Annotated in this window: 11 protein-coding genes and 2 pseudogenes; 7 read left to right on the forward strand and 6 right to left on the reverse strand. The window is 70.3% G+C overall.

Annotated features, from left to right (window positions below):
* Positions 1-273: 273 nt before the first annotated feature.
* Together zapE and AB3X08_RS21295 are read right to left on the reverse strand one after the other, a co-directional pair.
* Complete coding sequence (gene zapE, locus AB3X08_RS21290) at positions 274-1,371, reverse strand: cell division protein ZapE (RefSeq protein WP_369934991.1); 1,098 nt, start codon at positions 1,369-1,371, stop codon at positions 274-276.
* 61 nt (positions 1,372-1,432) lie between these two features.
* Complete coding sequence (locus AB3X08_RS21295; RefSeq protein ID WP_369934992.1) at positions 1,433-2,098, reverse strand: alpha/beta hydrolase; 666 nt, start codon at positions 2,096-2,098, stop codon at positions 1,433-1,435.
* 84 nt (positions 2,099-2,182) lie between these two features.
* Between AB3X08_RS21295 and AB3X08_RS21300 the strand changes: the two genes are divergently transcribed.
* Positions 2,183-3,046: an EamA/RhaT family transporter gene (locus tag AB3X08_RS21300; RefSeq protein WP_369934993.1), complete on the forward strand. Its 864-nt coding sequence runs from the start codon at positions 2,183-2,185 to the stop codon at positions 3,044-3,046.
* A gap of 131 nt (positions 3,047-3,177) precedes the next feature.
* Here the strand turns inward: AB3X08_RS21300 and AB3X08_RS21305 are convergent, their stop codons facing one another.
* Entirely contained in the window at positions 3,178-4,503 is a 1,326-nt protein-coding gene (locus AB3X08_RS21305) for a GTP-binding protein (RefSeq protein WP_369934994.1), read from the reverse strand.
* A gap of 61 nt (positions 4,504-4,564) precedes the next feature.
* Between AB3X08_RS21305 and AB3X08_RS21310 the strand changes: the two genes are divergently transcribed.
* On the forward strand, positions 4,565-4,939 hold the full coding sequence (locus tag AB3X08_RS21310; RefSeq protein WP_369934995.1) for a MerC family mercury resistance protein: 375 nt from the start codon (positions 4,565-4,567) through the stop codon (positions 4,937-4,939).
* Positions 4,940-5,141: 202 nt separating this feature from the next.
* Here the strand turns inward: AB3X08_RS21310 and AB3X08_RS21315 are convergent, their stop codons facing one another.
* The 3 genes from AB3X08_RS21315 to AB3X08_RS21325 all read right to left on the reverse strand — a co-directional run bounded on the left by AB3X08_RS21315 (position 5,142) and on the right by AB3X08_RS21325 (position 8,297).
* On the reverse strand, positions 5,142-6,869 hold the full coding sequence (locus tag AB3X08_RS21315) for an ExeM/NucH family extracellular endonuclease (protein ID WP_369934996.1): 1,728 nt from the start codon (positions 6,867-6,869) through the stop codon (positions 5,142-5,144).
* Positions 6,870-6,964: 95 nt separating this feature from the next.
* Entirely contained in the window at positions 6,965-7,483 is a 519-nt protein-coding gene (locus tag AB3X08_RS21320) for a c-type cytochrome (protein WP_369934997.1), read from the reverse strand.
* A gap of 196 nt (positions 7,484-7,679) precedes the next feature.
* A complete protein-coding gene (locus AB3X08_RS21325; RefSeq protein ID WP_369934998.1) occupies positions 7,680-8,297 on the reverse strand; it encodes a TetR/AcrR family transcriptional regulator in 618 nt (205 codons plus the stop codon).
* Between the two features lie 133 nt (positions 8,298-8,430).
* Between AB3X08_RS21325 and AB3X08_RS21330 the strand changes: the two genes are divergently transcribed.
* From AB3X08_RS21330 to AB3X08_RS21345, 5 genes and pseudogenes are all read left to right on the forward strand, one after another.
* Positions 8,431-9,594 carry an isovaleryl-CoA dehydrogenase gene (locus AB3X08_RS21330; protein ID WP_369934999.1) on the forward strand — a complete coding sequence of 388 codons (1,164 nt, stop codon included), beginning with the start codon at positions 8,431-8,433 and terminating at the stop codon, positions 9,592-9,594.
* 114 nt (positions 9,595-9,708) lie between these two features.
* Positions 9,709-11,319: a carboxyl transferase domain-containing protein gene (locus AB3X08_RS21335; RefSeq protein WP_369935000.1), complete on the forward strand. Its 1,611-nt coding sequence runs from the start codon at positions 9,709-9,711 to the stop codon at positions 11,317-11,319.
* A 949-nt stretch (positions 11,320-12,268) separates the two neighbouring features.
* Positions 12,269-13,993: pseudogene (locus tag AB3X08_RS21340) on the forward strand (acetyl-CoA carboxylase biotin carboxylase subunit); the annotation flags it as partial.
* Positions 13,991-14,257, forward strand: a pseudogene (locus AB3X08_RS22575) (acetyl-CoA carboxylase biotin carboxyl carrier protein subunit); the annotation flags it as partial. The pseudogenes AB3X08_RS21340 and AB3X08_RS22575, both read left to right, overlap by 3 nt.
* A 176-nt stretch (positions 14,258-14,433) precedes the next feature.
* Positions 14,434-15,204: a DUF6065 family protein gene (locus tag AB3X08_RS21345; RefSeq protein WP_369935002.1), complete on the forward strand. Its 771-nt coding sequence runs from the start codon at positions 14,434-14,436 to the stop codon at positions 15,202-15,204.
* Positions 15,205-15,324: the final 120 nt, after the last annotated feature.

Here is a 15,324-nt window from a genome sequence, read left to right on the forward strand (position 1 = left end):
TTCGCACGCGGTCGTCGGCCCGGACCGGAATGCGATGTCTGCCGGCTGCATTGCTTCGTTGGTCGCGGCTGAAGCCGCTCCTACAGAAGCCGCGGCTGACTGACTGGGTGCACTGTAGGAGCGGCTTCAGCCGCGACGAACGCAAGCGGCAACGCCCCGTTTCGCCACAGCGTCGCAGCCCAGGACCAAGTCCACAGGAAGCCGGTATCCAGAAAGAGGCCTGGCGAGAAGCGGCATGCCGCCCTCTCGCCAAGGCGATAACCCCACCCGGCCCTACGCGCGGTGCGCGGTCGCCAGATACTCGGCGCTCTGCATCTCGATCAGGCGCGAGGCGGTGCGCTCGAAGGCGCCGGCCAGGCGTTCGCCGCTGTACAGCTGCGGCGGCGGGTCCTGCGCGGTGCAGACCAGGTTGACCTGGCGGTCGTACAGCTCGTCGATCAGATTGACGAACCGCCGCGCCGCGTCTTCGTTCCTGCGGTCGAAGTGCGGGATGCCGCCGAGCAGCACGGTGTTGAACTCGCGCGCGATCTCGATGTAGTCGGACGGCCCGCGCGGGCCTTCGCACAGCGCGGCGAAATCGAACCAGGCGATGCTCTTGCCGCGGCCGCGCACCGGGATCTTGCGCGCCTCGATGACGATGTTGCCGCTGCGTGCGGCGTCGTTGCCGCTGAGTTCGCCCCAGCGCCCGTGCAGCCACGCGTCGGACTGCGCGTCCAGCGGCGCGCGGTACACCGGCGAGCGGGTCAGCGCACGCATGCGGTAATCCTCGGTGCCTTCGGCGTACAGCTCCACGCAGTATTTCTGCAGCAGCGCGATCGCCGGCAGGAAGCTCTCGCGCTGCAGGCCGTTGAGATACAGGTTCTGCGGCGCGGTGTTGGAGGTGGTGACCAGGGTCACGCCCTCGGCGAACAGGCGCTCCAGCAGCCGTGCCAGCAGCATCGCGTCGCCGATGTCGGTGACGAAGAATTCGTCCAGCACCAGCACGCGCAGTTGACTGCGCCATTCCTGCGCGATCTTGGCCAGCGGGTCGCTCTGCCCGGCGTGCTCGCGCAAGCGCTCGTGCACGCCGCGCATGAAACGGTGGAAGTGGGTGCGGTACTTCTGCTCGATCGGCAGGCCGTCGTAGAACAGGTCGACCAGGAAGGTCTTGCCGCGGCCCACGCCGCCCCAGAAATACAGGCCGCGCACCGGCTCGGGCTTCTTCCAGAACGCGGCCAGGCGGTCCAGCCAGCCGTCCTGGTCGCTGTCCACGATCTCGGCGTGGATGCGGTCCAGTTCGGCCAGCGCGGCGTGCTGCGCCGGGTCGTCGCGCCAGTCGCCGCGCGCCACGCCGTCGGCGTAGCGTTGCGAGGGCGTGGCGGCGGCGCTCATCGGCGCATGCCCGGGCGGCGCCCTGCCGGCGGCCATGCGGCCGCCCGACCATGTACCGCGCTCACGCCTGCTTCGCCGGCAGCCATGCCTTGACCCCGTGCTGCAAGGCGCCGCGCAGGTCGATCAGCTTGCGGTGGAAGAAATGGCTGGTGTCGGGCATGCGCACCAGCTCGGGCTGCTGCTCCAGCGTTTCCAGCCAGTCGTAGACGGCCTGCGGATCGACGATCTCGTCGGCGTCGCCCTGGATCACCAGCCACTGCGGCGGCGGTTCCACGCCGGCGAAGTCCCAGCGCCCGGCGGGCGGCGCGATCGACACCAGCGCCTGCGGCTGCAGCGCGGCGCTGGCGCGCAGCGACACGTAGGCGCCGAAGCTGAAGCCGGCCAGCCACAGCGCATCGTGCGGGCGCTGCGCGCGCACCCAGGCGGCCACCGCGGCCAGATCCTGTTGTTCGCCGTCGCCATGGTCGAAACTGCCGGCCGAGGCGCCGACGCTGCGGAAGTTGAAGCGCACCACGTGCACGCCGAGTTCGCGCAGCGCGCGCGCGACCATCGTCACCACTTTGTTGTGCATGGTGCCGCCCTCGGTGGACAGCGGGTGGCAGACGATCGCGGTGACCGGCAACGCGGTCACCTCGGCATCGGGCAGATCGACCGCGGCCTCGATCGGGCCGGCGGGGCCGTCCAGCGTCAACGCGCCGGATTCTGTGGGGAAAGCGGGAGAGGTCATGCGCTCATAATAGCGGGGCTGGGTGCAGGCCACATGCAGGCCGCGCGCACGCAGCGTTCTCTTCCCCGACCGGATCCCCTGCGCGTGGCGTTCGTTCTTCTGAGTGTGATGTGCAGCGTGCTGGTCTCGGCGCTGCTGAAGTTGGCGCCGCGGCGGCGGATCGACCTGGCCCAGGCGGTGACCTGGAACTATCTGGCGGCGGCGCTGCTGTGCGCGGCGTTGCTGCACCCGCCCCTGGCCACGCTGCGCAGCGCGCAGGCGCCGTGGGCGGCGCTGCTGGGCCTGGCGCTGCTGCTGCCGGCGCTGTTCCTGGTGCTGGGCCGCGCGGTGGCGCTGGCCGGCATCGTGCGCACCGACGCGGCGCAGCGCTTGTCGCTGCTGCTGTCGCTGGCGGCCGCGTTCGCGCTGTTCGGCGAGCGCGCCAACGGCTACAAGCTGGCCGGGCTGGCGCTGGGCCTGCTGGCCATCGCCGGCATCGTGCACCGGCCCGGACCGACACCGGCCGGCGCCGCGCGCGCCGCGCCATGGCTGCTGCTGGTGTGGGCCGGCTTCGCCGTGATCGACGTGCTGCTCAAACGCATCGCCCAGGCCGGCACGCCGTTCGCCGCCTCGCTGCTGGTGGCCTTCGCGATCGCCTTCGTGCTGCTGCTCGGCATGCAGCTGTGGCGGCACCTGCGCGGCAGCGCGCCGCTGGCCTGGCGCAACGTGGGCGCCGGCTTGCTGCTGGGCACGCTCAACTTCGGCAACATCGCGTTCTACGTGCGCGCGCACCAGGCGCTGCCGGACAGCCCGGCGGTGGTGTTCGCGGCGATGAACCTGGGCGTGATCGTGCTGGGCGCGCTGCTCGGCGTGCTGGCCTTCGGCGAGAAGACCAGCGCCTGGAATCGCGCGGGCCTGGTGGCGGCGCTGTTGGCGATCGTGCTGATCGCGGCTGGGGCGCGCGGGTAGCGGTGTGCTGCGACAGGATCTGTCGCGGCTGAAGCCGCTCCTACAGTGCGCCCATCCGGCGCCTGGACTCCTGTAGGAGCGGCTTCAGCCGCGACGAACGAAGCGCGAAGGCCTCACGTGCAGAGCGAGCCTCAGCGCCGCCACGCCGGGAATGGATCGGCCAGCGCCCGCCAGGCCAGCGGCCCGCGCCCCAGCTCGGCGTCGTCGAGCAGGCAGGCATCGAGTTCGGCGCGCACCCGCGCGGCGTCCAGATCGACGCCGATCACCGCCAGCTCCTGGCGGCGGTCGCCCCACAGCGGATGCCACAGCGCGCGTAGCGCCGCGTATTCGCGCGCATCGCCCACCTCCTCGGCGCGCGGCGGCGGCGCGCTCCAGCACGCGCTGTGCTGCCGCTGCCAGCCCAGTTCGCTATACGGCAGCGGTCGTGGCGGCAGCGGCAGCGGCGTATCCAACAGGCCCCGCTCGACGCGTTCGCGCGCGGCGTACCAGAAGCCGGCGGCCTGGGTCTGGGTGGCCGCGCCGGCGATCGACAGTTCGCCGACCCAGTCCATGCGGCTGGCCAGCCAGAAGAAACCCTTGCTGCGGACCACGTCGCGCAGGCCGTGCTGTGCCAGCCGCGCGAAGCGCAATGGATGGAACGGACGCCGTGCGCGGTAGACGAAACTGCCGATGCCGAACTGCTCGGTCTCCGGCGCGTGTTCGCCGCGCAGCGCCTGCATCCAGCCCGGTGCCAGCTGCGCGCGCACGAAATCGAACCGGCCGGTGTCCAGCACCACGTCCAGCGGCACGTCGCCGTGGCTGGCTTCGACGATGCGCGCGTCGCGATTGAGCGCGCGCAGCACCGCGCGGGTCCGCGCCACCGTGGCCGCGGTGGCCAGGTCGCATTTGCCGATCACGATCACGTCGGCGAATTCGATCTGCTCCACCAGCAGGTTGACCAAGCCGCGCTCGTCGTCGTCGCCAGCCTGCAGGCCACGCGCGGCCAGGCGTTCGGCCGAGCCGAAATCACGCAGGAAGCTCACCGCATCGACCACGGTGAGCATGGTGTCCAGCCGCGCCACGTCGGCCAGGCTGCGGCCGTGCTCGTCGCGCACCGCGAACGTGGCCGCGACCGGCATCGGCTCGGAGATGCCGGTGGATTCGATCAACAGGTAATCGTAGCGGCCGCTGTCGGCCAGGCGCTGCACTTCCTGGCGCAGGTCCTCGCGCAACGTGCAGCAGATGCAGCCGTTGCTGAACTCGACCAGGGTCTCCTCGGTACGGCTGAGCGCGGCACCGCCGTCGCGGATCAGCGCCGCATCGATGTTGATTTCGCTCATGTCGTTGACGATCACCGCCACGCGGCGGCCGTCGCGGTTGCGCAGCACGCGGTTGAGCAAGGTGGTCTTGCCGGCGCCGAGGAAGCCGGACAGGACGGTGACGGGGAGGCGGCGGTCGAGCACGGCGGGCATTGGCATGGCGGCATGACGTGGCGGAAGAAATGTTACTGTATAACACTTCAACACCGGAATCGCGCCCATGAAATCCCTGCCCCAGCCGTTCTTCGATGCCTCCGCCGTCTTCCTGTCCGGGCTGTGCCTGCTGCATTGCCTGGCGCTGCCGTTGCTGGCCGCCGCCCTGCCGCTGTTCGGGGTATGGGCGCAGGCCGAATGGGTGCATGGGCTGTTCGTGGCGCTCGCGCTGCCCCTGGCCGGGCTGGCGCTATGGCGTGCGCAGCGGCAGCGGCCGCTGCCGTGGCCGCTGTGGACGACGGCCGTACTGGGCCTGTGCGGCCTGCTGGCCGGCGCGATCGGATTCCCCGGCGCGCAGGCCGAAACCCCGGTCACCGTGGCCGGCAGCCTGCTGCTGGCGAGCGCGCACCTATGGAACTGGCGGCGCCATGGGCATCGGTAGCCGGGATTGGGAATTCGGGATTTGGGATTGGTAAAGCAGGGAGTCGCGAGTTGGGAGACTGCGTCTCTCCACGCATCAAGCCCCCCCACCCGGAGGCGCCAACCGCGATTGTGAGAGCCGAACTAAACGCCGCTGCGCTCAGCGAAAGTCGCAGCCGTGCGCTTTAACGAATCCCGCCATCCCCAATCCCCAATCCCGGCCCTCAAAGCTCGAAGCCGAGCAGCAAGGGATCGTGATCGGAACTGCGCACGGGACCCGGCACGTTGCGGTCGCGATAGCCGTCGGCGTCGGGCGCGTCGGCATTGATGTGCCATTCGGCGGCGCCGCGCAGCCGCGGTGCCAGCGCCGGGCTCAGCAGGGCATGGTCCAGGCGGCCGCTCAAGCCCTTGTAGATGAAGCTGTAAGGCTGCTCGACATGCGCTTGCGCCAACGCATCGCGCCAGCCGGCGTCGCGCAGCAGGCGCAGCGGGTCTTCCATCGCGTAGGCGTTGAAGTCGCCCAGCAGCACGCTGGCGCTGCTGCCGCTGCCGGTGGGATCGGTGCGCAGCCACGCATCCAGGCGCCGCGCGGAGTCGGTGCGGGTGGCGTTCCAGCAGCCCTGGCCATCGCCGCGGTCGGCATCGTCGGCAGCCGCCTCGCCGCAGCCCTTGGACTTGAAGTGGTTGGCGACGACCACGAACGGCTGCCCGTTGCCGCGCCGGAACGCCTGCGCCAGCGGTACCCGGCTGTGCGCGGCGAACGGGCCGCCTTCCAGCACCGCCGGCTTGCCGACCGGGCTGACCCGCGAGGCGCGGTAGATCAGGCCGACCCGGATCGGGTTGTCGCCCGGCCCGCGCCCGGCATCGACGAAGCGCCAGTCGCCGCCGTCGCCGGCATTGAGTGCGGTTACCAACGTGGCGATCGCCGAGGTCGGCCCATACCCGTCGTTCTCCAGTTCCATCAGCGCGGCGACATCGGCCTGCAACGGACGGATGGTGGCGACCAGCTTGGCCAGCTGCGCCCGGAATTCGGCTGCGGTGCGCGCGCCGCGCAGGGTCGGGAAACCGCCGCCGCGGCCGTCGCCGTTGAAGAAGTTCTCCAGGTTGAACGCGGCCACGCGCAGCGTGCCGGCGACCTGCGGCGGCGCCGGCACCGGCGCCGCGGTCAGCTGCAACGGCGCGGTCGGATACAGCCGCGCCGCCCCATCGACCACGCCGCCGACGATGCCTTCCATCCCCTGCAGCGTGGTGCCGGCGCGCAGCGTCGCGGCGGTTTCGCCGGTGCCCAGATAGGCGGGCAGGCTGTCGGGCGCGTGCGCGCCGGCGTCGCCCAGCAGCAGCAGGCGCCGCGCATTGTCGGCATTCGCCGCGGCCAACTCGGCGCTGCCCGGCGCGGCGATCTCGGAGGGCTGCCACAGGCGCCCGCCGAAGGCGACGCCGAGTACGCCGGCCTTGGCCAGCGCATCGGTATCGACCACGGTCAGCGGCGCATCGATGCGCACGCGCATGCCCGCCAGCGCCGACCAATCGGCCGGTACGGCGTCGAGCACCTGCAGCGGCAGCGGCTGCGCGCGCGCCAGCACGGTATGCCCGGCGGCGCGCACGCTGCGCCCGGCGAACGGCGTGCCCGCGGACGCCGGGCTCGGCGCGCGCCGCGGCGCCAGCTCGCCCCAGACCCGCACCCGGTCGCCCGGTACCAGCGTGGCGTCGGGATCGCCTTGCACCAGCAGCGCGTCGGCGGTGAGCGGATCGCCGTCGCCGGCGTCCTGCACCAGATAACCGTCGCCGCCGGCCTGCACGCGCGCGGTGACCACGCCTTCGAACACCACGCCCTGCGCGCTGTCGGCCGGCCGCAGCTGCCCGATCGGCACCATCTGCGGCGGCGTCAACGCCTGCGCGGCGGGTGCGCCGGCAACCAGCAGCAACGCCAATATCGGGGGCAACAGGCGCATGCGATCACTCTCCTCAGCGCGCCGGCACGCAGCCGGTCGCGAATACGAACGCGCCGCCCGGAGGCGGCGCTGGAAAAACCCACAGGATGGCCAGGTTACTTCAGGTTGGACAGCATCCAATCGACCGTGGCGTGGATCTGCGCTTCGCTGAGCGCCGGGTTGCCGCCCTTGGGCGGCATGATTCCGCCATCGGGGCCGGTATAGCCCTCGATCGCGTGCTTGTACAGCGTGTCCTTGCCTTGCGCGATGCGCGCATCCCAGTGCGAATGGTCCAGGGTCGGCGCCTTGCCGACGCCGGTGGTATGGCAGGCCGTGCACAGGTTGTTGAAGATCACCTTGCCGTCGGTGGTGCCGCCGTAGGCGACCTGCGCCGAGGCCTTGGCCAGTGCCGCCGCCTGCGCGGCGGCCTGCGCCGCCGCGCCGGTGCTGCCGGCATACACCGCGCCCGCCGGGGCGATGCGTTCCTCGGTGCGCTTGAGCGCCACCGGCGACACCTCCGGCGGGATCGCCCGCTGCAGGTAAGCCGCGAACGCGATCAGCCCGAGGGTGATGACGACCAACAGGCCGATCACCATCGAGAACCGCTTGAGAAATTCGAGGTCGTAATTCCGCACATCACACCCCTTTGGCACGTGGTGACCGGACCACCGCTACGCGGCCGAGTATAGCCAGCGTTTGCCGCGCACGGCAGCCCGCCGATGCGGCGAATCGCAGACGATGCGTGCTGCATCGCAGCAGTTTTGCCGCGCGCCGGGGCATGGGCACCGGCATTTCGGCTGTCCTGATGACGATGTGGCGCGGCAAACGCCGCTACTCCGCCTGCGCGGCGCCGACCGCGCGCAGGCAGAAACCGCACACCGCCTCGACCAGGCGATCGCTGTCGCGCGGGCCGTCGCGGCTGGGTGCGGTCGGGCCGACCAGGGCTTCGGTGTAGGCGCCGACCAGGCAGGCCGCGGCCGCGTCCAGGTCCTGCGCGGGGAATTCGCCCGCGGCCACGCCGTCGGCGAGGATGCCCTTGAACAGATCGCCGAACAGGCGCCGGCAGCGGATGCGCTCGGCATCCACCTCCGGCTCCACCGGCTCGGCAATGAAGGCGTAGGCCAGCCCCGGCCCGGCCAGCGCGCGGCGCACGAACGAGGCGATCGCCGCGCGCAGGCGATGCGCCGCCGGCGCCGGTTCGGCGGCGATGCCGCGCAGGATCGCCAGTTCGTAATCCACCGCCGCGGTCAGCACTTCCACGAACAGTTCGGCCTTGGACGGAAAGTGGCGGTAGATCAGCCCGGTGGACACCCCCGCCTCGGCCGCCACCGCGGTCACCGGCGCGCCGCGGAAGCCGCCGGCGGCGACCAACCGCCGCGCCGCCAGCAAGATCCGCTGGCGGTTGCCGGCGAGGCGTTCTTCCATCAGCGCGGAGCGTTTGTAGGCCATGGGGTGATTCTAGGTTCAATTAATGAATTATTGTTCACTTCTTCGCCGTTCCCGGCTACGCTGGCGTCCATTCCCCGGCGCCGCCTGGATTCTAGGCGCCCCGTCTGCCGCCCGCCTGCCTCCGGAGCCCGCCATGCTGATGCCGTCGTTGAATTTCGAACTGGGCGAGGACATCGACCTGCTGCGCGACACCGTGGCCGCCTTCGCCGCGCGCGAGATCGCGCCGCTGGCCGAGCAGGCCGACCGCGACAACGCGTTCCCGGCGCCCCTGTGGCGCAAGCTCGGCGAGCAGGGCCTGCTCGGGCTGACCGTGGAAGAGGAATACGGCGGCAGCGCGATGGGCTACCTGGCGCACGTGGTGGCGATGGAGGAGATCTCGCGCGCCTCGGGCGCGATCGGCCTGTCCTACGGCGCGCATTCGAACCTGTGCGTGAACCAGTTGCGCAAGAACGGCAGCGAAGCGCAAAAGATGCGCTACCTGCCGCGGCTGTGCAGCGGCGAGCACGTCGGCGCGCTGGCGATGAGCGAGCCGGGTGCCGGTTCGGACGTGGTCTCGATGAAGCTGCGCGCCGAGCTGCGCGGCGACCGCTACGTGCTCAACGGCAACAAGATGTGGATCACCAATGGTCCCGATGCCGACGTGCTGGTGGTCTACGCCAAGACCGACCCGGCCGGCGGCGCGCGCGGCATCACCGCGTTCCTGGTCGAGAAGGGCATGCCCGGCTTCAGCACCGCGCAGAAGCTGGACAAGCTCGGCATGCGCGGCTCCAACACCTGCGAGCTGGTGTTCCAGGATTGCGAGGTGCCGGCGGAGAACGTGCTGGGCAGCGTCGGCGGCGGCGTGCGCGTGCTGATGTCGGGCCTGGACTACGAGCGGCTGGTGCTGTCCGGCGGCCCGCTGGGGCTGATGGCCGCGGCGATGGACGTGGTGATGCCGTACGTGCACGAGCGCCGCCAGTTCGGCGAGGCGATCGGCAGCTTCCAGTTGATGCAGGGCAAGCTGGCCGACATGTACGTGGGCCTCAACGCCTGCCGCGCCTACGTGTACGCGGTGGCGCGCGCCTGCGACGCCGGCCGCACCACCCGCCAGGACGCCGCCGGCGCGATTTTGTACGCGGCCGAGAAGGCGACCTGGCTCACCGGCCAGGCGATCCAGGTGCTCGGCGGCAACGGCTACATCAACGACTATCCGACCGGGCGCCTGTGGCGCGACGCCAAGCTGTACGAGATCGGCGCCGGCACCTCGGAAATCCGCCGCATGCTGATCGGCCGCGAGCTGTTCGAGCGGACCAAGTGATGCTGTGCGCTTGATGTGTAGGAGCGGCTTTAGCCGCGACACGTTCCCGGTAGAGCGTCGCGGCTGAAGCCGCTCCTACACGGTCTCTCTTTTTCTCCTTTCGATGGTCCTGCCATGAGCGCGATCCAGACCCAGTTGCAACCCGGCAGCGACGCCTTCGCCGCCAACGCCGCGGCGCTGCGCGCGGTGGTCGACGACCTGCAGCAGACCCAGGCGCGCATCGCCCAGGGCGGCAGCGCCGCGGCGCGCGCCAAGCACCAGGCGCGCGGCAAGCTGCTGGCGCGCGAGCGCATCGACGCGCTGCTCGACCCGGGCAGCGCCTTCCTGGAAATCGCCCCGCTCGCCGCGCTGGGCATGTACGCCGACGAGGTGCCGTGCGCCGGCGTGGTCGCCGGCATCGGCCGCGTGTCCGGCGTGGAGTGCGTGATCGTCGCCAACGACGCTACGGTCAAGGGCGGCACCTATTACCCGATGACGGTGAAGAAGCACCTGCGCGCGCAGGAGATCGCGCAGCAGAACCGCTTGCCGTGCATCTATCTGGTCGATTCCGGCGGCGCGTTCCTGCCGCTGCAGGACGAGGTGTTCCCGGACCGCGACCATTTCGGGCGGATCTTCTACAACCAGGCCAACCTGTCGGCGCAGGGCATCGCCCAGATCGCCTGCGTGATGGGTTCGTGCACCGCCGGCGGCGCCTATGTGCCGGCGATGAGCGACGAGACGGTGATCGTGCGCGAGCAGGGCACCATCTTCCTCGGCGGCCCGCCGCTGGTGAAGGCCGCCACCGGCGAGGAAGTCAGCGCCGAAGAGCTCGGCGGCGCCGACGTGCACACGCGCATCTCCGGCGTGGCCGACCATTTCGCCGACAACGATCTGCAGGCGCTGGCGCGGGTGCGCGCGATCGTGGCCCAGCTCAACTGGCGCAAGCCCGCGCCGGCCTTGGCGCTGCGCGCGCCGGAGCCGCCGCTGTATCCGGCCGAGGAACTGTACGGGGTGATCCCGGCCGACCCACGCAAGCCGTTCGACGTACGCGAGGTGATCGCGCGGGTGGTGGACGGCTCGCGCCTGGACGAGTTCAAGGCGCGCTACGGCACCACGTTGGTCACTGGCTTCGCGCACATCCACGGCTATCCGGTGGGCATCGTCGCCAACAACGGCATCCTGTTCTCCGAGTCGGCGCTGAAGGGCGCGCATTTCATCGAGCTGTGCGCGCAGCGCGGCATCCCGCTGGTGTTCCTGCAGAACATCACCGGCTTCATGGTCGGGCGCAAGTACGAGCACGGCGGCATCGCCAAGGACGGGGCCAAGCTGGTGATGGCGGTGGCCTGCGCGAAGGTGCCCAAGTTCACGGTGGTGATCGGTGGTTCGTTCGGCGCCGGCAACTACGGCATGTGCGGCCGCGCGTATTCGCCGAACTTCCTGTGGATGTGGCCGAACGCGCGGATCGGTGTCATGGGCGGGGAGCAGGCGGCGAGCGTGCTGGCGACGGTGCGCCGCGACGGCATCGAGGCCAAGGGCGGCACCTGGTCGGCCGAGGACGAAGTCGCGTTCAAGACGCCGATCCGCGAGCAGTTCGAGCATCAGGGCCATCCGTACTACGCGAGTGCGCGGCTGTGGGACGACGGGATCATCGATCCGGCGCAGACGCGACGGGTGCTGGGGCTGGGGTTGTCGGCGGCGCTGAACGCGCCGGCGGAACCGACCCGGTTCGGGGTGTTCCGGATGTGAGCGGGCGCGAGCGCCCTGCTGTGCACACGCAACGGTCATTGGCCGGCCCACCAACCGTGGCCAATAGCTTTGCTGTTGCTGTTGCTGTTGCTGTCGCTTCTGCTGTTGCCATTGCTTCTGCCGTTGCTTCGCTTTTGATCTACGGGGTCCCCTCAGCGCGGCAGACCCAACGGGCGAATACCCGAAGGGCGGCGCACAGGATGTGCGCCGTTTTTCGTTGGCACATGGGTGAGCCGGATAAAGGCGAAGCACTGCTTCGCCCCGGCGAACGGGCAGGCGCCGTGAGGCGCCTGCCCCGGACTTGGCCGCGTAGCGGACAAGTGCCATCGAAAAATGCCCGTTGGGTCTGCGGACCCGGAGCGCGCAGCGCGGAGGGCGCGCTGCGGGGTGTGCTTTCTTTTGGTTACTTTTCTTTGCACAAGCAAAGAAAAGTGACCCGCGCCAGCGGAAGCTGTTGCTCTTGCTGTGGCTCTTGCTTCAAAGCTCTTCGTAGCAGCGGCTTCAGCCGCGACAGGCATCATCGATCACGTCGGTCGCGGCTGACGCCGCTCCTACGGTTCTGCTCGTCCGGCACGCATATCTCAAGCAATAGCAAAAGCTTTCGCCTTGCGGCGAGTCACTTTTCTTTGCTCGCGCAAAGAAAAGTAACCAAAAGAAAGCGCGCCCTGCCGAGCGCCCTCCGCGCTGCGCGCTCCGGGTCCGCGTCCATGACGGGGATTCGCGGAAGGGGCATCCTGCCCCTGCCGCGAACGGCGCACATCCATGTGCGCCGCCCCTTCGGGGTTTTTCCCCGCCATGGCCGCCGCTGCGGAAGGGAACCCGAAAAGTCAAAAGCACAAGCAACAGCCAAAGCAACTGCAACTGCAACTGCAACTGCAACTGCAACTGCGCAAGCGACATACGACACTCTCTTTCCAGGCAACTGACCATGGCCACGCCCGACCTGCCGATGTTCGACAAGATCCTGATCGCCAATCGCGGCGAGATCGCCTGCCGCGTGATCGCCACCTGCCGCAGACTCGGCATCGCGACCGTCGCCGTCTACTCCGATGCCGACCGCGACGCCCGCCACGTGCGCCTGGCCGATGAAGCGATCCATATCGGCCCCGCCCCCGCACGCGACAGCTACCTGCGCGGCGAACGCATCCTCGACGCCGCCCAGGCCAGCGGCGCCCAGGCGATCCATCCCGGCTACGGCTTCCTGTCCGAGAACGCCGACTTCGCCGACGCCTGCGCCGCGCGCGGGATCGTGTTCATCGGCCCGCCGCCGGCCGCGATCCGCGCCATGGGCGACAAGAGCGCGGCCAAGGCACTGATGCACGCCGCCGGCGTGCCGCTGACCCCGGGCTACCACGGCGAACGCCAGGAACCGGAGTTCCTGCGCGAACAGGCCGACGCCATCGGTTATCCGGTGCTGATCAAGGCCAGCGCCGGTGGCGGCGGCAAGGGCATGCGCCGGGTCGATCGCAGCGAGGACTTCGTCGCCGCCCTGGCCGCCTGCCAGCGCGAAGCGCAGGCCGCGTTCGGCAACGCGCACGTGCTGGTGGAGAAATACGTGCTGCGCCCGCGGCATATCGAGATCCAGGTGTTCGGCGATACGCATGGCGAACTGGCCTACCTGTTCGAACGCGATTGCTCGGTGCAGCGCCGCCATCAGAAGGTGCTGGAGGAAGCGCCGGCGCCCGGCATGCGCGAGGAACGCCGCGCCGCGATGGGCCAGGCCGCGGTGGAAGCGGCGCGTGCGGTGGGCTATGTCGGCGCCGGCACGGTGGAGTTCATCGTCGCGCCCGACGGCGCGTTCTATTTCATGGAAATGAACACCCGGCTGCAGGTGGAACATCCGGTCACCGAGTGCATCACCGGCACCGATCTGGTCGAGTGGCAGCTGCGCGTGGCCGCCAGCCAGCCGTTGCCCAAGCGCCAGCACGAACTGGCGATCCGCGGCCATGCGCTGGAGGCGCGACTGTACGCCGAGGATCCGGCGCGCGGCTTCCTGCCTTCGACCGGCACGCTGCAGCATCTGCGCCTGCCGGCGGCGGACGCGCACACCCGCGTCGATGCCGGCGTCGAACAGGGCGACGTCATCGGCCCGCACTACGACCCGATGATCGCCAAGCTGATCGTCTGGGACGACACCCGCGAACGCGCGTTGCGGCGCATGCAGGCGGCGCTGGCGGCATGCCAGGTGGTCGGCGTGGCCACCAATGCCGCGTTCCTGCAACGCCTGGTCGGCACCGCCGCGTTCGCCCAGGCCGATCTGGATACCGCGCTGATCGAACGCGAACATGCGGCACTGTTCGAAGTCGCGTCCGTCACCGCCGAGCCGACCTGGACGCTGGCCGCGCTGGCCTGGCTGCTGCACGACCGCGCCGACGCCGCGCAACCGGGCGACCCGCATTCGCCCTGGGATCTGCGCGACGGCTGGCGCCTGGGCGAACCCGCCCCGCGCCATCTGATCCTGCAGCAGGGCGAAACGCGCCGCACGCTGCGCGCGGTGGCGACCGACGCGGGCTGGCGCATCCACGACAGCGCCACCGATGCCGTGCTCTTCGCCAGCGGCAACCTGCAGGCGCAGCGTCTGCAGGCGCAGTTGGATGTGCAGCGCGTGCGGGCGGACGCGGTGTTCGCCGGCAGTCGCCTGCATCTGTTCGTCGCTGGGCAGACGCACCTATTCGATCTGCACGACCCGGTCGCCGAGGCCGACCAGCCGATCGCCGATGCCGGCGGGCTGACCGCGCCGATGCCTGGTCGCGTCGTCGCGCTGCTGGTCGCACCCGGCACCCGCGTGGCGCGCGGCGCCCCGTTGCTGGTGCTGGAGGCGATGAAGATGGAGCACACCCTGCAGGCCCCCGCCGACGGCGTGGTGCAGGGCTACCGCGTGCGCGAAGGCGAGCTGGTCGGCGATGGCGTTGCGCTGCTGGAGTTCGAGGCGGACTGAGCACCGGTACGCGCGCCGGTATCGCGCTCGCCTGCTTCGGGCCATCGACTACGCACGATCGCTGCGGTGCATGCGGCCGTGGCCGATCGCGCACGCGCACTGCGTCAGCGCGCACGGTCGCCAGGCGCGCGCCGACGCGTCACACTCGGCGCACGTCCTCAGCCAAGCCCGCCGCCATGAAACTCACCGCCCACGTTCTCGACGGCCACACCCTGGACGTGCGCCCGGCGCCGCGCGAGCGGCCGTGGATGGACCGCACCGACCAGCGCTACGCCTATCGCTGCCTGCCGCTGGACATCGCCAACGCGCACGGCTGGGAGCTGTTGTGCCAGAGCGGGTTCGAGGCCGAATGGAGCGGCGGCAACGCGCTCGACGCCATCCGCATCCACCCCGATGCCGGCAGCCACGCGCCGGCGGTCAGCCATTTCGGCTACGGCGTGCTCACCTTCCACGTGCCCTGCCTGTTCCGCACCGAACCGGGCATGGACCTGTACGTGACCGCGCCGGTCAACCGCCCCAAGGACGGCATCGCCGGGCTGACTGGCTTGATCGAGACCGACTGGAGTCCCTACACCTTCACCATGAACTGGCAGTTCACCCGCCCCGGACGCATACTCTTCGACGCCGGCGAACCGTTCTGCCACTTCTTCCCGGTGCAGCGCCGGGTGCTGGCCGAGACCGAGCCGCGCTGGCAACCGCTGTCGCAGAGCCCGGAACTGGAGCGCGACTACCAGGCCTGGATGCGCAGCCGCGGCGAGTTCCTGCACGACTTGGCGCGAGACGATCCGCAGGCCAAGCGCGAAGGCTGGCAGCGCAGCTATTTCCGCGGTCCGGCGCCGGGACAGTGCCCGGCCGGGGTCGAGCACCGGGTCAAGCTGCGATTGGCGCCGTTCACCCGAGCGCAGCCCGAGGATCCGCTGCCGAGCCAGCCGGTGCCGGAGCAGTGACGCCGCGTACGAAGCGGCTCTCCGAAACCCCCGGCGGCGCGGTGATCCGTACAGATGCCGCGCTGGATGCGCGGCCTTAACCGGCAAAACACGGCGGGCACAACGCCGCCCACGACGCGT

Origin of the sequence: Xanthomonas sp. DAR 34887, from assembly GCF_041245805.1 — a bacterium.
Lineage (GTDB): Bacteria > Pseudomonadota > Gammaproteobacteria > Xanthomonadales > Xanthomonadaceae > Xanthomonas_A > Xanthomonas_A tesorieronis.